This window comes from Mycolicibacterium anyangense, assembly GCF_010731855.1.
GTDB lineage: Bacteria > Actinomycetota > Actinomycetes > Mycobacteriales > Mycobacteriaceae > Mycobacterium > Mycobacterium anyangense.
In genome coordinates this window covers 4,115,606-4,133,518 of record NZ_AP022620.1, presented here as the reverse complement: position 1 = coordinate 4,133,518, position 17,913 = coordinate 4,115,606, and the positions used below count along the sequence as shown (strand labels likewise).

The following is a 17,913-nucleotide window of genomic DNA, read 5'->3' as shown; positions in this document are numbered from 1 at the left end:
GGCCCCACGCTCAGCGCTCGATGCGGATAGCGGTCTCCGGGCACGCCACTGCAGCCTCCTCCGCGTCGTCGACGAGATGCTCCGGCACCTCGTCGACGATGACGATGCCGTTGCCCGCGTCATCCATGTCGAAGACGTCGGGGCAGATGGTGACACAGCGACCATGGCCCTGACAGAGGTGGTTATCGATGATCGCCTTCATGAGGCACCCTTCCGTGAACTCGGGACCGAGCGAATTCGGATTGCACCACTGTTGGGGTGCAACCGCAGCGCACGTTTGCCTGTGCAGTTTAGCAAACCATGTTTGGTTATCGGGATACGAAATCGGCCTCGCGCCCTTTTCGCGCCCGTCATTGATGAACCAAACGACGATGGTTTACTCTCGTATACGCGTGCGGCGCGTCGCACAGACGCGCGTGAAAGCGACGAAGGAGCATCGACCGTGTCGACTGAGCCCAGTGTGAATCCCGAGGACATCCTCGACCGTTTCGACATGTGGAATCCCGAGCACGAGCGGGTGAAGTGGGACGTCTTCGCCCATGCTCGGGCCACTTGTCCGGTCGCGCACACGTCGGCTGACGGAGGCGGACAGTACGTCGTGACGCGGTACGAGGAAGTGCGAAAGGTTCTCGAGGATCCGACGACTTTCTCCTCTACGGGGGTGAACCCGAGAGGCGCGTCTCCGGTGTCGCTCAACCCGCTGGATGCCGACCCGCCTTTCCAGACCGAACTGCGCAAACTGCTCAACCCGCTGTTCACCAGGAACTTCCTCCTGCAGTACGAACCCGAGATGCGCAGCGAGGCACGGGCGCTTATCGAGCAGTTCATCGACAAGGGCGAGTTCGACTTCATCACTGAGTTCGCCGCACCCTTCGTGGCCAACGCGCTGGCGAAAGTCGCTTTCAACGAGCAGGATCCGCAGAAGATGCGGGAGGCGGGTGACATCGTCGTCCGCGCGGGCATCGAAGCGTCCGACGAGTCGTTCTTCGACCTCGCCGTTCTGGCCGGCCAGTATCTAGCCGATCGTGAGGACAACCCGGTCGAGCGCAACGACGTGATCAATGCGCTCATCAACGGCACCGTCGGTGCTGACGCACGGCCGCTCACCGAGGACGAGCGATTGGGTGTGCTCACTGTGCTGTTCCTCGGCGGTCTCGACACCACACGTGGCGCAATGGGCTCCATCGCCTACCACGTGGCCGTGCAACCGGAGCTGGAGGCCCGCCTTCGCGACCCCCGTTGGGTGCGGCAGGATCTCGACGAGTTCATCCGGTTGGAGTCGCCGGTCGGCTGCCTCGGACGACGCGTGACCAAGGACGTTGAACTGGGCGGCGTCAAGATCAGCGCCGGCGAGCAGCTGCTGGTCCGATTCGATTCCGCCAATCGCGACGAAAACCAGTTCGTCGACGCCGACACGTTGAACTTCGACGTACGCAGGGCGGGCAACATGGGATTCGGACTAGGAATCCACCGCTGCCTGGGTTCGCACTTCGCCCGCCTCCAGATCGCCGTCGCGTTCGATGAACTCTTCACACAGATTACGAACCTGCGCTTCATCGACCCGACGGAGCCCGTGCACTGGGCGCCCGGTATAGCCAACGGACCCGAAAGACTGCGCCTGGCATTCGACCGTTACGAGGGTGAGAGCTGATCGACTGCGGCTCGTTCCAGCGAAGGGATCCGTGAACGGCCCCCGCACCCTGTACACGGGAGCGGGGGTTGTTTACGACTACGCGCCTCGACTGGGTACCACCGGGACGCTCGCGGCTGTGCGAGTCGGCCAGAACGTTTCAGCGCCGCCACCCGCCACGGTACGGACGCAGGCGGTCGCCAGTACCTGTCGGGTGAACAGGACCAGAGCGATCGTGGCGAGGCCGGCGGCGTAGCTGACGAACGTCGACGCGTCGGCGTCGAGAGCGGCCCAGACCGGCCACGCGATGGCGGCGTACACCGCGAATGTGGCCATCGGTTTGGCGATGGGAATCGCGTACGCGTAGCGGCGGTCGCCTAGTGAACTCAGCAGCAGAACGACGGCCGCCGCGGCGAAGGGCAGTTCGCCGTTGGCGAAGATGTACCAGCCAGGGAGGGGGAACCAATCGGCCTCCCAGAACGGCTGATTGCCGAAGTATGTGTAGACGCCTCCGACGTACAGAATCGGCAGCTCGAGAACCGCATCCATCACGCAGAACACCGCGTACAACCACCACATGTCACGCACGCTGGCGCCCGCCCGCAACCGATGCAGGATGTACACGGTCTGGCCACCGATGAACCAGAAGTAGACCGGGAACATCCACACCGGGACGCTGTGCCCGAACAAGCTCACGAAAGTCCACTGGTTCACGGTTGCGTGCCAGATGAATCCGAGCCGGTCGAAGAACGGTTCGGCGATGATGGACAGGCCGCCGCCCAGCAGCACCAGCAGCGCGATACGGGCCTCGCCGCGGTCCCAGCGGCGCCACACCCATGCGGTGAGGCCGATTGCCACGGCGAAGTGAAGCAGGGTGAACACCCACTGGGCGGTCGGATTCATCACCATCGTCGTCGGGGCACCTGGCGCATGACGGTCCATGCTGCGGTCTCCTCTGTTAGCGGGTGGCGACTGGTGTTGCCGTGGAGAATCGAGACCCCTCGAGATGGGCGCGGAGATCGGAGACGAAACCGGCGTAGAGCGCCTGGAAGGCGCTCGCCATTGCATCTCGCGAAGCGCCGTCGGCATCGAACGACGAGTGCCACTGGAGAAACGTCGCGCCGGTCTCGGTGATCGGCGCCAACTCGACCGACCCGACGAAGCCGTCGACCGGAAACGGACAGCCCTCCGGAAAGTCGTACGCGAGCCGACGGGCCACGTCGTCGAACATCAGAAGTCGCTCGGCAACGGTGCGACCGTCAGCGAGTGTCAGCCGTCGCACCGAGCCGACCGAGCCGCGGCCGCCCCCCTCGGCGACACTGGCGGTGATCATGCCGACCCACCGATCGATTCCGTGGAAATCGCCGATCACCTCCCACACGACCTCCACTGGGTGATCGATGACCGCGCTGAACGTCGCTCTCGCCAAAGGCCGGGCCTCCCAATCACAGAACCGTCGCGGGATTGACCGCACGGAGCACGGCCACATGAGACACCGAAAGCAGTCCGTGTGCTCGGGCGAAGACCTCCGCCTCGGCACCGGTCATCCGCGGGCCGGCGTCCTGCACCAACTGACTGCGCAGTGCGGCCGGAAATCCGCCGGCGGCGCAGAGATACAGCGCGGTCGCGATCGGGTCGGCCGCGCCAGAACGGTAAGCCCGCCGCGGCACTCGCAGAGGGATCACGTGGCCGGGCCGCGTGAAGTCCGCATGTGCCGACTCGGGATCGGCCAGCAATCGGGCGGTGTGCGCGCGATCCGTCGCGGAGATACCGGTGCCGATACCCTCCGCAGCGTCCACGGCGACACCGTGATGGGGCGTGCGCCAGTCCTCGTCATTGTCGACCACTGAGGGAATACGCAGGCGATTACAGCGGCTCTCGGGCAATGCGACCGCGATGAACCCGCCGGTGTACCGAACGAAAAAAGCCATCTGCGCCGTGGTGACCAGGGCCGCGGCCATCACGAGATCCGCACCACCATCCTCGGCGAAATCATCGAAGAGGACGATGCACTCCCCGCGGCTGATCGAATCGGCCGCCGTCTTGACGACAGCGTCGTCGATGGTCACGTGGCGTCGCGCCCGTCAGATCGCGGCGGCTGCGCTGTCGATGTCGCGTTCGGCTTGCTTACGCGCCTTGGCATTGGGCGATTTGTGCACGATTCCCTCATACTCGGGCACGCTGGCCGGCGTGTTGTCGGCCATCAACTCGATGGCTTCGAGCTTGTCTTCGAGTGTCAGCGGCGCAGTGTCGAACGTGAACTCGACCAGAGTGCCGTCGGGATCCCGGGTGTAGATCGAGTGGATGAACTCGTGCTTCACCTCGACGGCGTGGTACCCGAGGTCGAGCCAACGTTGCTTGTGCGCCTCGAGTTGGCCGATGTCGTGGCAGTCGAAGGCGAGGTGGTTGACCCAATAGGGCAGACCGACACCGACCGACAACCCGCCCTTCCAATCCTCGTCCTGGAGCCCGGCGTCTTTGAGCCCGCGCAGATCCCATATTGCGAAGAAGCCGTCTTCGTCACCGTTGGAGTAGAAGATGTGCTTCGTCCAGCCGCCGTCGGGAGCCTGTCGCTTGACCACCTTGCGCAGCTCGAATCCCATGGCCTTGGTGTAGAACTCGTGCGCCTTGTCGACGTCCTTTACCGCAATCGCGACGTGATGGAACATTTCGGCCTCCATGGAGTCAGCAGCTTGTGCTTTCGCACGCTACCAAACGACGTATGGTTTTTCCAGCACTTCAGCTACCAGGCTCCGATCGCACCAGCTGGAGTTCCTGTACTGCGGAGGCCACGTGCCGGCCCTGTGATGACTGGAGGCTGAGTGAGAAGAACGCCCGGTTTCCGAAAACACTGGCGGAGGTCTCGGTTGCGAGAATCCAGTCGTCGGCTCTGAAGCAGCGGTGTATCCACATGGCGTACGTCAGTGGACGCCAGCCCTGCAACAGAGGGCTTCCCTCACCCACGGTGTACGCGTTGATGGCCAGCAGATTCCGGGTGATCAGCGGATCGACGCACAGGGCGAGCGCCGCGCTGTGCAGCAGCAGATCATCGGGGAGCTCATCGACGAACCGGAACCACGACCGGACGGGAGCGCCGAGCCCCGACGCCCTCTCCGGCAGCGGAACCCAGTCGATGGGACGAACGTCGACCGGCAGTGTCGTTGATCCGACGGCGTCGGCATGGACAGCCAAGGTATGGGGGTCGGGGGCATCCCCGATGCCGTACAGATGCGGGTGATGTCTTCCTGTCGGCGGATCCTCGAAAGCGGCGGTCGCGCTGGCCAACTGGCGACTTCCCTGGCGGATAGCCAGCGACCTCCACGAGGACGACTCGCGTTCCTCCCGATTGCCGATGTCGGTCGAAACCTCGCCGGACCGCAACGCCGGGTCCTGGAAGTTGACCGATACCGTGTGAATCCATCGGTTGAAACCGACATCGCGGCCCGCGTCGATGACAGCGCGCGCTGCGATGATTCCCGCACAGAACACCCGCGTCGGGTCTGCGTTCACGGCGGAATGTTCTGGGGTACGCCCGTTCTCGGCGGCGACCAGGTCGGCCAAAAGGGGATCGAGTGCGAAGCGCGCACGCTGCGCCGTGGTCTGCGGGAGCAAGGAGTACGTCCCCGGATCCGCTCGGGCCTCGCTGGAACGAAGACTCATCGCGATATCGTTCAGCCGACCACCGCAATGACTCGGGCGGCGGCAGCTTCGGCTGAAGATGCGCATCCGTTGGTACTCGACGCGCTGAGGTAGTCGCCGGCCAGCTGTACCCGCGAGCCGCGGTCGATCCTGCGCACGAATTCGCCGACGTAGCTGTACATCCCGGGGAAACTGCGGATCGTCGCGGGTTGCCATCGATCGATGCGGGAGAACTCGACGTTGTTCGACGTTCCCGGCAGCACTTTGTCGATTCCCCTGAGCATCTCGGTTGCCAGCGCCTCGTCGGACACGTGCTCGCGGGCTCGCGACCAGTCTTCTAGCCAGTAGGTGCTCGCCAATCCCTTTCCAGCGGGTGCCGCGTCACTGTAGTTGTGCGGTAGAACGACCGCGCACAGGCCCTTTTCCAACGATGCGGGAACCGGGATAACCATGGCGGATTCATCGGGCCGGGACTTGAGCGCGAAATGGCCGGCGTACACGGTGGCGTACTCGAAGTGATCGGTGATGATCTCGCGCTGCCGGGGGTCGAGCTGGTCGAACAGACCCGGGACGGTCTTGGCGTCAGTGGCGATGACGCAGGCATCCGCGGTGATCGATTGTTCAGAACCGTCGAGCGAGTATGTGATCGCGACGTCATCGTCCCGCTCCTCGACTCGGGCGACTTCTGCGTGATAGCGCACGTCGAGACATTTGGCGAGGGCACCCGTGAGGAAGCCGATCCCGCCCTGATACCGCAGGAAACCCGAGCCGATGAAGTTTACCGCTGCGAAGAAGAAGTCGACGATCGACAGCCTGTCGGTTTCGTTGCAGTACAGTGCTCTCAGCATCGGATTGACCAGGAACTCCTCCAGTTCGGGAGTGAGTCGGCGATCGCAGTACTCCGCTGCGGACTCGACGTCGAACGGTGCTGAGGCACCGAGGTTCTCGTAGCTCAGATACTTCTTCATGCGAATGCCGTCGATCACCAGGTTCCGTGCCTTCAAGCGAGCCTTCACCGACAGCAGGTCGGTTCGCGCTCCGTCGATCACCATTGCGGTGCCAGTTGAGCGGATATGCTTGAGCTCGCCGTCGCGGGGGATCGCCAGCATGCCGGTGACGTCGCTGACCGTACTGCCGAGGCCGACATCGTTGATCAGTCTGCGCAGGTTCGCGTACGACGACGGGAGGATGTTGGCTGCGCGGTTCACCGTGAAGCCGTTCACGTTCAGGCTGCTCATCTTGCCGCCGACCTCGGCCGACCGTTCCAGGACTGTGACGGCGTAACCGCGTTGGTGCAGCCGGAAGCCGGCGGTCAGCCCGGAGATACCGCCACCGACGACGACCGCCGACTTCTGTCGGTAAGTGCTTGTCATTTCCCGCCTTTCGCTATCCGCATGCGACTTCATGACATGGCTCGCAGTAGTGCTGTGACCCGTGCCGCCGCGCCCTCTCCCGCCGCAACGCTGGCATTGACGCTCGTCTGCGCGTGGTAGTCACCGGCGAGTTGGATGCGCCGGTCGAACCTGCTCCGCGCGGCGAAGTCGCGTAAGCCGACGAACGTTCCCGGACGGCTCGCCACCACGGCCGGCGACCAGCGGGCGACGTGACTGGCGCACACGTCAGCAGCCCAGCCGGGGCGCAGCCCGTTGACCGCTTGAACGGTCAAGTCGCACAGTTCGTCGTCATCGGCCTGCCAATGACGGCGCGACCAATCCCGCATCCAGAACGCGGTCAGGATCCCGGCTCCCGGCGGCACTCGTCCTGGAGCGAGGTTGTGACCGAGTCCGATCACCGGCAAGTCGGGGTTGAGGTCCCGCGGTATCAACACCATGGACGCCGGCTCGGGCGGAGCGGTTCCGACGCCCAGACTCACCACGATCGACTCGGAGTAATCCAGATCGCTTAGATAGCGAGCTCTGTCGACGTCGAGACCCTTGTGTATCTCGAGCACGTCGGCGGCCGAGACGGCGAGAACGGCCGCGTCGAATCGTTCGCGATGCACCACAGCGGTGCCGTCGGACCACACGACCTCGACGCCATCGGAGTCCTCGGTGGCGGTTTCCACGGTTGCACTCAGGTGCACCTCAAGATCGCGGGCCGCACGTTCGATGAAGAATCCGACTCCCTCTGGGTGAGTCCACAGCCAGCCGGCCACCAGGAGACTCTTGATCGCAGCGAACAGATCAACCACCGAGGTCTGTTCGGGTTCCACCAGCAGCAGAGCCCTGGTCAGCGGTGCGATCAACTTCTCGCGCACTTCGGGGCTGTAGTGCCGGTCGACGTACTGCCGGACCGTTTGGTCGTCGAATCCCGCTGCGGTGGAGAGGTCCTCGTAGTTGATTGCGGAGTACATTCGTGCGAGGTCGAAACCCAACCGCCACAACGATAACTTGGAACGCGTCCCGAGCGCGGAGAACGACGCGAAGGAAAGGGGCGCCCGTCGCGCCACCCTGCTCACCGAGCCGTTGTCCAGCACGCCGACGACAGCGCCTCGGCTGACGAGCTCGCGGTCGGCGCCCAGGCTGGCGATCATCCTGCGCACGTGCTCGTTGCTCGACGGCAGAGCGCCCGCACCGATGTCGAACCCGAACCCATCGCGCCACACCGTGCGCGCGCGACCGCCTATGGCCGAATATGCCTCGAAGACAACGGGATTCAGGCCCGCCCTCCGCAGGCGATGAGCGGCTGAGATTCCTGCGGCGCCACCCCCGACCACCGCGACTCGTCCGCGGACCCTGGGCTCGACGGCTGTACGTCCGGCAATGGTGTCGGGCATTGCGCACCCCTCTTCCGCGGTCGGCGAACAGGGGTCGACGACTCCAAAGGTTCCAAACGACGTTAGATTAGCATGGTCCCCAGGCGCCGCCCGTCGTTACGTGGAATTCGGTCCATCGGTGACGACGCCAGCCGGCAGCCACCGCGCCTGGCGTTCCTTGATGGCTTCCTCAACACCCCTGACAATGCTGGCGGTGACGACGTCGAACATCTCCTCGGACGTCAATCCGCGGTCGCGGAGAGCCTTGGCCAACACCGGATAGTCCTCGCTGCTCTGAAGCGCAGCTTGGTCATCCAACGACGGGGCGCCCTTCGTCTCGTGTAGCGCGCTACCTATCGCGATGAGTTCCAAGGACTCGATGAGCGGCATGACCGCAGCGCTCGGAACCCCTTCGCCGATCAGATGAGCCGCTGAGGTCTCCAGTTCCCTGGGACCGACGTCGATGCTGCGTTTCGCCACGATCACCTGAATGAGCTCCGGATGGGCGAGAAGCGCGGCGCGTAAGCGCTTGGCGTTGTTCGGCAACCACTCCCGCCACGACCCCGCACCGACATCCGGGGCGCGAACCTCAGCCAGTGCCAGCTGCGCGGCTCCGGTGACGATGGCATCCTTGTTCTCGAAGTGGTGATACAGCGAGGCACCGTTGACACCCAGTTCGTCTGCGAGACGCCGGATGCTCAACGCACCCAGCCCCTCTTCGTCGATGATCTTGAGGGCCGTCTCGAGCGAACGCCGCCGCGAGATCAGTGCTTCCTTGGGCCTAGCCATTTTCGTGCACCCTCGACGGTTGTGTGGGTCGGTCCATTGCAGTGACCCTACGACCACAGATTGTTAAGGCCATCGTTCGAGATAACCATATAGTGTGGGTTTTGTGTTCGCTAAGTAAGTCGAAGGACGCGGCGAGTCCACAACTTCGCCCTCGTGGCGCGGTCTCGCTTCAGGCCGACCACGCCTCGGCGATCACTTTCGTCCACCCAACTGTCTAAAGCCGTAGCCAGGCCGTCCCCACCGGTTGATTGTTGTGATCAGCGGTCTGGCCAGCAGCAGATGCCGCTCACATGCTGAACCTACTCAGTAGGGCGTCTACGCACGCTTCTTGACAGCGTCACGTTCAAACGTTGTATGGTTTAGGCCACCGGGGGCTCAGTCTTGTGACCCGAGCCACAGGATAGCGAGTTGCTACGGCGAGGAGCATGTCAGTGAACGCACGGAATCAACGTCTGTGTATCTGGAGCGGCGCAGTGATGATCGCTGTCATGCTGACGGGACTCCTGGTCGCCGGCTTCCTCCCCCTGCCCCGGCCGTCGATGAGCGCCGCCGAGGTCGCCGCACTAATCTCCAGCAACACGGTACGTATCCAGATCGGCTTGATCATTATCGCCGCGGGCGCCGTATTCCTGGCCCCGTTCATCACGGAGATCACCGTGCAGATGCGGCGCATCGAGGGACCACAATCGCCGCTGGCCTGGCTGCAACTCGGCTTGGGAATCCTGTTCGTGTTCGAGTTCATCCTCCCGTGCTTCATCGGCCTCGCCGCCACCTACCGCCCCCAGAGGTCGCCCGAGATCACGCAGGCCCTCTTCGACCTATGTTGGCTGCTCTTCGTCGGCGTGGTCAGCACTGCGGTGATGCAATGCCTGGCAGTTGCGGTGGTCATACTCGGAGACAAGCGCACTCCGCCCCTGTTTCCCCGTTGGGTGGGCTGGTTCAACGTCTGGGCCGCTCTGACATTCGGATTTGGCGGCTTGGTCGCGTTGTTCAAGCGCGGCCCGCTGGCATGGAACGGCGTGCTCGCCTTCTGGATTCCGCTGTCCGTCTTCGGAGCGTGGTTCGGAGTCATGATCTGGGCACTACTTCAAGCCGCCGCCAGGCCGCAGCGGGACTACGACGAAAGCGCGGAGCTCCCTGGCGAGTCACCGACGCCGACGCTCAGCACCATCTGAGCCGACCTTGGGTTGGCCGTGACGGGATCGGCCCCCTTGCCCGGGGGGCACCGATTGCCCGGCCGGTAACCGAACTGTGTTTGATATAATCGGCGTGCCGGAGCCACCGGTGGGGACAGAGGGCGTGATGAGCAGCATGTTGCAACCAGGAAGCGATCCAGCGCCGCTAAGTGGTGTTCGCGTGCTCGATCTCAGCGCGCTCGGTCCCGGACCGTTCTGCTCGATGATCCTGGCGGACTTCGGCGCCGACGTGATCGCGGTAGAGCGCCCTGGTCCTCCAGCAGCGTTCGATCCGGCCGTCAACCTCGCGCGCGGGAAACGGTCGGCTGTCGTCGATCTCCGAAATCCCCGTGGAGCCGAGGTGATCGCGCAACTCGCCGACTGCTGCGACGTTCTACTGGAGAGCAATCGTCCGGGAACGATGGAGCGCAGGGGTCTCGGTCCTGACGTTCTCTGCGCTCGAAACCCTCGACTCGTCTACACCAGGCTCACCGGGTGGGGGCAGACAGGCCCCTACAGCGCCCGCGCCGGCCACGACATCAACTACACCGCGGTCTCCGGATCGTTGGGCGTGATCGGCGAGTCGGCGCCCGTACCACCACTTGCTCTGGTCGGCGACTTGGCTGGTGGCTCACTGACAGCGGCATTCGGAATCATGCTCGCCCTGTTCGAACGTACGAGGACGGGCAGGGGGCAAGTTATCGACGCGGCCATCGCAGACGGCTCGGCGTTGCTCAACATCCCCCAGCTCGGTGAGTTCAACGCCGGGCTGTGGGGTGGTCGGGGATCGCACCTGCTGTCCGGCGCCGCGCCGTTCTACACCGTTTATGCCTGCGCCGACGGTCGTTATTTCGCGGTTGGCGCGCTGGAGCCCAAGTTCTACGTGCAGTTCCTCGCTGCCATCGGTCTCGACGACGTGAGCCCCGGTGACCAAATGGATTCGGCGCGCTGGCCGGCGCTGCGCGCCCGTATCGCCGAGCTGTTCGCCGCCAAGCCGCGGTCGCATTGGACTGCGGTCTTTGCCGACACCGACGGATGCGGATCGCCCGTCTTGGAGCTCGACGAACTGGCCGACGACCCGCATTTGCGTGACCGTGGGACGGTTTTCACGCGCGACGACGGCACGCTGACGGCTGCGCCGGCGCCGAGGCTCTCGCGTACCCCGGGGCGTACACGACCAGGTAACCCTGCCCGTGGGGCCGACACCCGAATTGTTCTGCGCGAGTCCGGCTTCGATGACAAGCAAATAGACGAACTGGCGGAATCGGGAGCCGTCGCGATCTTGGATCGGATCTGAGGCGATAGGCGCACTGTCGTCGATCGACGGACTGTGCTGGCTGCGTAAGCAGCCCTACCCGAAGAGGTATACGCTACCCAATACGACAAGTACTGCCGCACAGTAGGTTTCGAATATCAATCGAAGTGCGACCGGAGCGTCCCGCAGTTCCATGAAGTACATACCGACCAGTCGGACCTTGACCACTGCCACGACAATGATCACCAGGCTCGCCGAAACATGGTTTCCGCCGCTGCCCAGTGCGTGGTCGCTGCCGAGCACCCATGACACGATCGTCAGAACCGCGAGGAATGACCACGTCAGCGAAGCACGCGAGAAAACTACTGTTCGCTTCATTCAGCGCACCAGGAAGACGATGGGGAAGATGATCAACCACAGCAGGTCGACCATGTGCCAGAAGCACGCGCCCCCCTCGAAGAACTTGATCCGAGCAGGAGGCGGCGCGGGTTTGCGTGAAAGCCCCGTCAAAACCAGCAGGACTACCAAACCTATGATGACGTGTAGCAGGTGAAAGCCCGTGAGCACGAAGTAGTATGTGAAGAACTCATTGGTGGCAGGCGTCACTCCTGCTGAGAGCTTCTCGTGATACTCGAGCATCTTGACAGCTACGAAGCAGGCGCCCACCGCGAACCCCGCTGCCGTCAATCTCGGCGTCAGATGCCGCCACCGCTCTGTGCGAAACACGTTGGTTGCCAACACCACAAGCAAAGAACTCGTGAGGAGTATCAACGTGTTCGCAGCGCCCATGCTTCGGTTCAGTGCGTCCTGTGATTGCGCAAATAGATCCCGCTGCCCGCCGCGCGCGCTCAGGTACGCCGTGCACAATGCCGCGAAGACGAACATGTCACCGAAGATGAGAACCCAGATGCCGGCCTCTCCGGGGATGTAGCCGGCAAGCGCAGAGTTGTGGTCGGCGAGGTTCCGGTTTACCTCGGTACTCGAGTTCATCAGTCCTCATCTCACAGCCGTATTGGAGTTTGTGACCGGTCATCGATCCCGGCGAGGACCCGCTCGTAAGACTCCACTAGGCAGTTCACGTCCTATCAGGCTTTGCGCCAGACGGGCTGCGTCGATGGCCTTGTCGAGATCGATTCCGGTGGCGACATCCATATCACGGCACAGATTCACGAGCTCCTCGGTGGCGACGTTGCCGCTCGCGCCCGGCGCGAACGGGCAGCCTCCGAGGCCGCCGATCGAGGAGTCGATGTCGGTGATACCGATCTGCATGGCAGCGAGAATCGTTGCGAGAGCTGCGCCGCGGGTGTTGTGCATGTGCAGCCCGACTGGCACGTCGGGGTGTGCGAGTCGGATGGGTTGGGCGAGGTCGACCATCCTGCGAGGTGTTGTGGTACCGATGGTGTCGCCGAGACACAGGACATCGGCACCGCCGTCGACGGCGCGGGCGGCGAGATCGATGACGCGGTCAGGCGGTGTCGGGCCGTCGAAGGGACAGTCCCAGGCCACCGCGAAGATCACCTCCAGGGTGCCTCCGGCGGAGTGAACCGCTTTCGCGATCTCAGGGACAAGCGCAATCGACTCCTCCGTACTCCGACGGACATTCGCCATCGAGTGCCCGTCGGCGGCCGACACGACGTACTCGAGGTTGGCCATTCCGGCGTCCAGCGCCCTGGCCGCTCCACCCACGCTGGCGACCAGCGCCGAGAACACGACGTCGGAGTACCGGTGCACCGCCGAAGCGACCTCGGCTGCGTCGGCCAATGCCGGTACGGCGCTCGGCGAGACGAAAGCCGTTGCCTCGATCCTCCGCACACCCGTGGCCACGAGCGCGTCGAGCAACTCGAGTTTGGCCGCTGTCGAAATGGGCTTCTCGATCTGCAGCCCATCACGCAAGCCGACCTCGCGAATCGAAATCTGTGCCGGCAGTGCGGGAAAGGAGCCGATGTCCGCGTGCTTCAGGTGGGGCGCGTTCATCGCACACATTCCAGAATCGTGGCGTTCACGTGACCTCTGCCCTCGCCGATCGTCTGCGATCCGAGATCGATCTCGTCGTCCCGCTCATGGTCGGTGAGCTGCATGTGTGCGAAGGGGTCAGCGGTATTGGCCGGTGCAAGCGCGCCGTTGCACTTGACCACCCGACTACGGACCGCTTCGGCGATCACCACATCAGACATGAATCTCGAATCGTTGATGGCGCTGTGGCGTTGCCACCGGGTCGCTCAAGGCAGTTGCGGGATAACGTCCGAACTGATGAGCTCCACCATGTCGCGCAACTCTGCGGCTGGCTGCCCGCCCATGTCGATCGACAGCAGATTGACGTCGGCGCTGAGCATCTCTGACACCGTCCCGAGTCGGTCGACCACCTCCGCGGGGCTGCCCACGATGGCCGGCCCCTTGGTGCTGAGGAATTCGAAGTCGAAGGGCTTCTTGATGAATGGAGGCGGATTCGGGTTGACGCGCGTGATGATGACGGTCATCAGATCGAAGTACGCCTTGTACCGCGGCATCCAGCGCTCGCGTGCCCGCTGGCTCGACTTGTCCACATTCAGGTGCCAGCAGGCGCCGATGCGTGGTTTGCGCGTATGGCCGTAGGACGCGAACTTCTCGAGGTAGGTGTCGACCACAGGACGGAACATCGACGGATTTCCGAATGCGCTGGGTAGCATCAAGTCCAAGCCCAGGCGCGCCGCGAGTTCCAGCGTGGACTCCGAGGCACCACCGCCGATCCACAACGGAAGCACCCTTTCCGGCGGGGGTTGCAGCTCGAACGCATCCAGGGGTGCGCGATGACCGCCCTGAGTTGTCACCGGCTTGCCGCTCCACAGATTCAGGAGCAGCTCGATGTTCTCCTCGAACAGCTCATGCGAATCATCGGGATCCTGACCGAAGACGGTGTAGGTCGATGTGAAGAAGTTGCCGCGCCCGGCGACGACCTCCACTCGGCCGTTGTTCAGCGCGTCGAGGGTGGAATAGTCCTCCGCGGCGCGGACCGGGTCCAGGTTCGCTACCAGGGTCACCGCAGTGCTGAGCTTGATGTTGGTGGTGCGCTCACCGATTGCGGCGAGAATCACCGGGGGGGCCGAGTAGATATACTCCAGGCCGTGGTGTTCGCCAACATGGACACCTTCGAAACCGCCCTGGTCAGCCACCACCGCTGCCTCCACGATGGCGCGATGGCGTTCGGCGGCGCTTTCGCGAACACCGGTAACCGGATCGGTGACCTGGTCGCCCAGGGTCATCAGACTTACTGACATAACGTGCCTCCCTACAGAACGGTGCGAAGCTATAACTAAAAGTTAGCGAACAGTGTTTGGTTAATCAAGCCCGTGCTCAGGAGCTCGGCGATTGCGGGTCGCGCCCACCAGCCAAATAACCGGATCTTGTACCGTCGACGAACGTCCCACGCGCGTCGCGGGCTTCGCCGGACATATTCAGCTCGAGGGTGTAGCTGATCTCCTGCCGATAGGCGGTGCGCAGGTCCCGCCCGATGCTGTTCGAGATGGCCGCCTTCAGCCCGCGAATCACGTTGTTGCGCTTCGCCGCGATGGTACCGGCGAGAGTCCGCGCTGCGGCGGCGAGGTCCTCTTGCGGCACCAGTCGCAGCACGCTGCCGTAGCTCGCCAACTCCTCGGAGTAAAAGGGTTCGCAGGTGAACATCGCGGCCCGTAATCGCTTGTCTGGCAGCAACCCGATGGCTTGGATGGCTCCGCTCGTCGCACCGTTGTCGGCTTCTGCCAAGACGAAGGTCGTCCCGGGAGCCGCCAGCAGGATGTCGCAGACTCCCGCGACCAGGACACCGAGGCCGATGCAGTAGCCATGGATCGCGCCGATCACCGGGATGGGGCACTCGCTGATCGCGAGGGTGAGATCCAGCGAGCCGTGGACCTGTCCCAGGATGCCGTCATGCCCCGGCAGGCGCTGCACTTCCTTCACGTCGCCGCCACCGCAGAATCCCGGCCCCTCACCCCGGATGATCACGGCGTGCACGCGGGCGTCGGAGGTGTACCCACGCAGTCGACTCACCAGTTGCCTGATGTCTTCCAGGCCGAGAGCGTTGACGGGTGGGTTGGCGATTACGAGTTCGGCGACGCCGTCGACGCCAATGGATTCTCGAATCATGCGCGCTCAGACACCGCCGTACTGCACTCGAAGCGCCGGACGGGACACCTTGCCGGTGGCATTTCGGGGCAGATCGGGCGTAATCGCCAGTGCCTTGGGCAGTTTGAACCTGGCGAGGCGTTCGGCGGCGAACAGATTGAGCTCCTCGAGCGTCGGCGGCTGATCGCCGGCCGGGACGACAACGGCCAGGCCGACCTCCCCCCACTTGTCATCCGCGATCCCCAGAACGGCGACGTCGGCGACTTTGGGATGCACGGCGAGAACGCGTTCGATCTCGGCGGGGTACACGTTCTCCCCACCGGACTTATACATCTCCTTGACGCGTCCGGCGAGGTAGTAGAACCCGTCCGCATCGCGGCGCGCTGCGTCACCGGTTCGGTACCAGTCGTCGGTGAAGTAGTCGGACTTCTCTTTCCCCCAGTACCCCACCGTGACGCTGGGGCCACGCAACCAGATCTCGCCGGTCGCACCCTCGGGGACGTCGTTGCCCTCGGAGTCGACGAGGCGGATCTCGGTGTGGCGGGCTTTGCGGCCGGTCGAGCCGTTTTTCGCCTTCTCCAACCACCTGGCGGGATCGTCAACGGCCGTGGCCATCGGACCGTGTTCCGTCCCTCCGTACTGGGGCTGCAGCGCGACCCCCCGGTCCGCCCACAGCTGAAGGAGATCCGGTTCGGCTATCGCCCCTGCCACGATGAACGTTCGCGCATGCGAGAAGTCGACGCTGGCGAAGTCCGGCTCGGCAGCGAGACCTCGGTACATGAGTGGGATGGCGGCGAAGTGCGTGACGGGCACCTTCGATGCCGTCAAAGCGCGAAGAACGGCCGCCGGAACGAAGCGGCGCATAGTGGTCACCGCGCCGCCGAAGTACAGGATCGGGTTGGCCATCACGGTGAGTCCACCGGCGTGGAACAGCGGCATCGGATTGAGCTGGTGGTTGCCCGGCTCCGCGTAGCGCGTGGTGTGGGCGGTGTTGATGGCTTGCCACACCAGGGTGCCGTGTGTCGACAGAACGCCCTTCGGCTTTCCCGCGGTCCCGGAGGTGTAGAGAAGGTGCGTCGGATCGTCGAAGGTCAGCGCCCCGGAGGCGCCCAGGTAGCGTGCTGATGCGATCTCGTCCTCGTAGCTCGCTTCGGAGGAAGCGTCGGCACCCCAGGTGAGCCTCGCCGAGATTCCGGACTTCTCGGCGACGGCGGACGCCACGCCCGCCCACTCACCGTCGTGGACGATGATCGCGGGGTCGGCGTCGAGGACGATGTCGGAGATCTCTGCCACCGCCAGGCGCCAATTGAGGGGCATGAACAGCGCGCCCAGACGCATTGCGGCGAACTGCGTTTCGAACACCCGAGGATCGTTCTCCGCGATCAGGGCAACGCGATCACCCTTCTTGACGCCGTGCTCGCGGAGCACCCTGGCGAGGCGTCCGACGCGAGAGTCCAGCTCGGCCCAGGTGGTGCTCGTGCCGTCCTCTGCGTTTGCGAGTGCCAGCGCACCGGGTCTGTGTCGTGCGTTGTAGTCGACCCAGTCGTGAGCCGCGAACGTCATCTGCCCTCCTCCTCGAGTGACCATCCAGCGAAGCTGTCAAACAACGTTGGGTCAACGCCCGGGCCCACACCCGTAGAAGCGCGCACGCGGCTCACGACCGTGACATCTCGATGTGCGGTGCGAACCGTCCGTAGCCGCCCTGGCAGAACACGAGTGGCAACGATCCGGCCGTATGGTCGAACGCCATCACCCGACCCACGACGAAGTAGTGGTCTCCGACATCGGTGACGCTCTCGAACCGGCAGTCGATCCAGGCGGCCGTGCCCTCGAGACGCGGAGCGCCTGACGGCGCAGCGGACCACCGCACGCCGGCGAACTTGTCACCGCCGCGGACCGCGAAGGCACGACACACGTCGCCCTGATCTGCTGCCAGAACATTGACGCAGAAGGACGCTGCCGTGCGAATGCGCGGGAAGCTACTCGAGCCCCGGCCGGGCAGGAACGCGACCAGTGCTGGATCGAGTGACACCGACGTGAAGGTGCCGACGGCCATTCCGGCGGGCACACCGTCGGCGTCGATGGCCGTGATCACCGAGACGCCCGTGGGGTAGTGACCGAGCGCCGACCGCAGCCGGGTCGGGTCGATGGCGGTCGCAACGTACTCTGAGTTCTCAGTCACGACGCGGTCCGCTCGATATGCGCAGCCACGTACACGCCGGAGGAATCCAGCCAGCCCCTCAAGCGGGCGAATTCGATCATCGCGTCGAAACGACTGTCCCAATCGGAGATGGAGGCGCGTGGCCGAGCCGCTGCGCGCAGCGGTACGACGGCGAACGACACGTGCCCGGCCTCACCAATACGGTCAAGGTGCGCGCGTCGCAGCGCCGCTCCGGCTTGGGAATCGTCTTGTCCGTCGGCGATGACATGGAGCCGACCGAGGTCTTTGACCTCCTCGACACGGCAGTCATGGGGGGTGACGACGACGATCATCGGAGTTCCTCTTCAGTTCGGCTTCGGGCGCACGGCCGGGGTTCGCAACCCGCCGCGTACGAAAAGACTTTATCAAACA

Annotated in this window: 21 protein-coding genes; 3 read left to right on the top strand and 18 right to left on the bottom strand. The window is 64.1% G+C overall.

Features of this window, described 5'->3' with window-relative positions; genetic code table 11:
- Window positions 1-10: 10 nt before the first annotated feature.
- Window positions 11-202 (bottom strand): ferredoxin, encoded by a 192-nt coding sequence (locus tag G6N35_RS19610; RefSeq protein ID WP_163805743.1) that lies wholly within the window; start codon window positions 200-202, stop codon window positions 11-13.
- Between the two features lie 102 nt (window positions 203-304).
- Here G6N35_RS19610 and G6N35_RS19605 point away from each other — a divergent pair, with 102 nt between their 5' ends.
- Window positions 305-1,651 carry a cytochrome P450 gene (locus tag G6N35_RS19605; RefSeq protein ID WP_246224414.1) on the top strand — a complete coding sequence of 449 codons (1,347 nt, stop codon included), beginning with the start codon at window positions 305-307 and terminating at the stop codon, window positions 1,649-1,651.
- 78 nt (window positions 1,652-1,729) lie between these two features.
- On the opposite strand, the gene G6N35_RS19600 is transcribed toward G6N35_RS19605, so the two are convergent.
- From G6N35_RS19600 to G6N35_RS27650, 8 genes are all read right to left on the bottom strand, one after another.
- Window positions 1,730-2,572 carry a hypothetical protein gene (locus G6N35_RS19600; RefSeq protein ID WP_163805742.1) on the bottom strand — a complete coding sequence of 281 codons (843 nt, stop codon included), beginning with the start codon at window positions 2,570-2,572 and terminating at the stop codon, window positions 1,730-1,732.
- Window positions 2,573-2,588: 16 nt separating this feature from the next.
- Complete coding sequence (locus G6N35_RS19595) at window positions 2,589-3,059, bottom strand: SRPBCC family protein (protein ID WP_163805741.1); 471 nt, start codon at window positions 3,057-3,059, stop codon at window positions 2,589-2,591.
- A gap of 16 nt (window positions 3,060-3,075) precedes the next feature.
- Window positions 3,076-3,699 carry a 3,4-dihydroxy-2-butanone-4-phosphate synthase gene (locus G6N35_RS19590; protein ID WP_163805740.1) on the bottom strand — a complete coding sequence of 208 codons (624 nt, stop codon included), beginning with the start codon at window positions 3,697-3,699 and terminating at the stop codon, window positions 3,076-3,078.
- A gap of 15 nt (window positions 3,700-3,714) precedes the next feature.
- Entirely contained in the window at window positions 3,715-4,311 is a 597-nt protein-coding gene (locus G6N35_RS19585; protein ID WP_220098512.1) for a VOC family protein, read from the bottom strand.
- A 58-nt stretch (window positions 4,312-4,369) separates the two neighbouring features.
- Entirely contained in the window at window positions 4,370-5,290 is a 921-nt protein-coding gene (locus tag G6N35_RS19580) for an acyl-CoA thioesterase (protein ID WP_163805738.1), read from the bottom strand.
- Window positions 5,291-5,301: 11 nt separating this feature from the next.
- Complete coding sequence (locus G6N35_RS19575) at window positions 5,302-6,642, bottom strand: protoporphyrinogen/coproporphyrinogen oxidase (protein WP_163805737.1); 1,341 nt, start codon at window positions 6,640-6,642, stop codon at window positions 5,302-5,304.
- A 29-nt stretch (window positions 6,643-6,671) separates the two neighbouring features.
- A complete protein-coding gene (locus G6N35_RS19570) occupies window positions 6,672-8,045 on the bottom strand; it encodes a protoporphyrinogen/coproporphyrinogen oxidase (RefSeq protein ID WP_163805736.1) in 1,374 nt (457 codons plus the stop codon).
- 96 nt (window positions 8,046-8,141) lie between these two features.
- The gene (locus G6N35_RS27650) at window positions 8,142-8,813 is read right to left on the bottom strand and encodes a TetR family transcriptional regulator (RefSeq protein ID WP_163805735.1); all 672 of its coding nucleotides are present in this window, start codon (window positions 8,811-8,813) and stop codon (window positions 8,142-8,144) included.
- A 488-nt stretch (window positions 8,814-9,301) separates the two neighbouring features.
- Here G6N35_RS27650 and G6N35_RS19560 point away from each other — a divergent pair, with 488 nt between their 5' ends.
- Complete coding sequence (locus tag G6N35_RS19560) at window positions 9,302-9,988, top strand: hypothetical protein (RefSeq protein ID WP_163805734.1); 687 nt, start codon at window positions 9,302-9,304, stop codon at window positions 9,986-9,988.
- A gap of 127 nt (window positions 9,989-10,115) precedes the next feature.
- Window positions 10,116-11,285, top strand: coding sequence for a CaiB/BaiF CoA transferase family protein (locus tag G6N35_RS19555; RefSeq protein ID WP_322790620.1), 1,170 nt, complete (start codon window positions 10,116-10,118; stop codon window positions 11,283-11,285).
- Between the two features lie 54 nt (window positions 11,286-11,339).
- On the opposite strand, the gene G6N35_RS19550 is transcribed toward G6N35_RS19555, so the two are convergent.
- From G6N35_RS19550 to G6N35_RS19510, 9 genes are all read right to left on the bottom strand, one after another.
- Window positions 11,340-11,621 carry a cytochrome C oxidase subunit IV family protein gene (locus G6N35_RS19550; protein WP_163805732.1) on the bottom strand — a complete coding sequence of 94 codons (282 nt, stop codon included), beginning with the start codon at window positions 11,619-11,621 and terminating at the stop codon, window positions 11,340-11,342.
- Window positions 11,622-12,233: a cytochrome c oxidase subunit 3 gene (locus G6N35_RS19545; protein ID WP_163805731.1), complete on the bottom strand. Its 612-nt coding sequence runs from the start codon at window positions 12,231-12,233 to the stop codon at window positions 11,622-11,624. It lies immediately after the preceding gene.
- Window positions 12,234-12,272: 39 nt separating this feature from the next.
- On the bottom strand, window positions 12,273-13,217 hold the full coding sequence (locus G6N35_RS19540) for a hydroxymethylglutaryl-CoA lyase (protein WP_163805730.1): 945 nt from the start codon (window positions 13,215-13,217) through the stop codon (window positions 12,273-12,275).
- Window positions 13,214-13,417 (bottom strand): hypothetical protein, encoded by a 204-nt coding sequence (locus G6N35_RS19535; RefSeq protein ID WP_163805729.1) that lies wholly within the window; start codon window positions 13,415-13,417, stop codon window positions 13,214-13,216. Before G6N35_RS19535 ends, G6N35_RS19540 begins: the two co-directional genes overlap by 4 nt.
- Before the next feature lie 45 nt (window positions 13,418-13,462).
- Window positions 13,463-14,497, bottom strand: a complete 1,035-nt coding sequence (locus G6N35_RS19530) for an LLM class flavin-dependent oxidoreductase (protein ID WP_163805728.1) — start codon at window positions 14,495-14,497, stop codon at window positions 13,463-13,465.
- A gap of 76 nt (window positions 14,498-14,573) precedes the next feature.
- Window positions 14,574-15,362, bottom strand: coding sequence for an enoyl-CoA hydratase-related protein (locus G6N35_RS19525; protein WP_163805727.1), 789 nt, complete (start codon window positions 15,360-15,362; stop codon window positions 14,574-14,576).
- 6 nt (window positions 15,363-15,368) lie between these two features.
- The gene (locus tag G6N35_RS19520; protein ID WP_163805726.1) at window positions 15,369-16,904 is read right to left on the bottom strand and encodes an AMP-binding protein; all 1,536 of its coding nucleotides are present in this window, start codon (window positions 16,902-16,904) and stop codon (window positions 15,369-15,371) included.
- 91 nt (window positions 16,905-16,995) lie between these two features.
- A complete protein-coding gene (locus G6N35_RS19515; RefSeq protein WP_163805725.1) occupies window positions 16,996-17,523 on the bottom strand; it encodes a flavin reductase family protein in 528 nt (175 codons plus the stop codon).
- Entirely contained in the window at window positions 17,520-17,834 is a 315-nt protein-coding gene (locus tag G6N35_RS19510) for a hypothetical protein (protein ID WP_163805724.1), read from the bottom strand. The genes G6N35_RS19515 and G6N35_RS19510 overlap by 4 nt, the downstream gene beginning before the upstream one ends.
- Window positions 17,835-17,913: the final 79 nt, after the last annotated feature.

What these genes read in the sequence shown, in the direction of transcription:
- G6N35_RS19580 (WP_163805738.1), bottom strand. Translation starts at nt 5,290, where the DNA reads ATGAGTCTTCGTTCCAGCGAGGCCCGAGCGGATCCGGGGACGTACTCC.
- G6N35_RS19545 (WP_163805731.1), bottom strand. Translation starts at nt 12,233, where the DNA reads ATGAACTCGAGTACCGAGGTAAACCGGAACCTCGCCGACCACAACTCT.
- G6N35_RS19600 (WP_163805742.1), bottom strand. Translation starts at nt 2,572, where the DNA reads ATGGACCGTCATGCGCCAGGTGCCCCGACGACGATGGTGATGAATCCG.
- G6N35_RS19570 (WP_163805736.1), bottom strand. Translation starts at nt 8,045, where the DNA reads ATGCCCGACACCATTGCCGGACGTACAGCCGTCGAGCCCAGGGTCCGC.
- G6N35_RS19525 (WP_163805727.1), bottom strand. Translation starts at nt 15,362, where the DNA reads ATGATTCGAGAATCCATTGGCGTCGACGGCGTCGCCGAACTCGTAATC.
- G6N35_RS19555 (WP_322790620.1), top strand. Translation starts at nt 10,116, where the DNA reads ATGAGCAGCATGTTGCAACCAGGAAGCGATCCAGCGCCGCTAAGTGGT.
- G6N35_RS19535 (WP_163805729.1), bottom strand. Translation starts at nt 13,417, where the DNA reads ATGTCTGATGTGGTGATCGCCGAAGCGGTCCGTAGTCGGGTGGTCAAG.
- G6N35_RS19510 (WP_163805724.1), bottom strand. Translation starts at nt 17,834, where the DNA reads ATGATCGTCGTCGTCACCCCCCATGACTGCCGTGTCGAGGAGGTCAAA.
- G6N35_RS19575 (WP_163805737.1), bottom strand. Translation starts at nt 6,642, where the DNA reads ATGACAAGCACTTACCGACAGAAGTCGGCGGTCGTCGTCGGTGGCGGT.
- G6N35_RS19530 (WP_163805728.1), bottom strand. Translation starts at nt 14,497, where the DNA reads ATGTCAGTAAGTCTGATGACCCTGGGCGACCAGGTCACCGATCCGGTT.
- G6N35_RS19540 (WP_163805730.1), bottom strand. Translation starts at nt 13,217, where the DNA reads ATGAACGCGCCCCACCTGAAGCACGCGGACATCGGCTCCTTTCCCGCA.
- G6N35_RS19550 (WP_163805732.1), bottom strand. Translation starts at nt 11,621, where the DNA reads ATGAAGCGAACAGTAGTTTTCTCGCGTGCTTCGCTGACGTGGTCATTC.
- G6N35_RS19585 (WP_220098512.1), bottom strand. Translation starts at nt 4,311, where the DNA reads ATGGAGGCCGAAATGTTCCATCACGTCGCGATTGCGGTAAAGGACGTC.
- G6N35_RS19610 (WP_163805743.1), bottom strand. Translation starts at nt 202, where the DNA reads ATGAAGGCGATCATCGATAACCACCTCTGTCAGGGCCATGGTCGCTGT.
- G6N35_RS27650 (WP_163805735.1), bottom strand. Translation starts at nt 8,813, where the DNA reads ATGGCTAGGCCCAAGGAAGCACTGATCTCGCGGCGGCGTTCGCTCGAG.
- G6N35_RS19560 (WP_163805734.1), top strand. Translation starts at nt 9,302, where the DNA reads ATGCTGACGGGACTCCTGGTCGCCGGCTTCCTCCCCCTGCCCCGGCCG.
- G6N35_RS19520 (WP_163805726.1), bottom strand. Translation starts at nt 16,904, where the DNA reads ATGACGTTCGCGGCTCACGACTGGGTCGACTACAACGCACGACACAGA.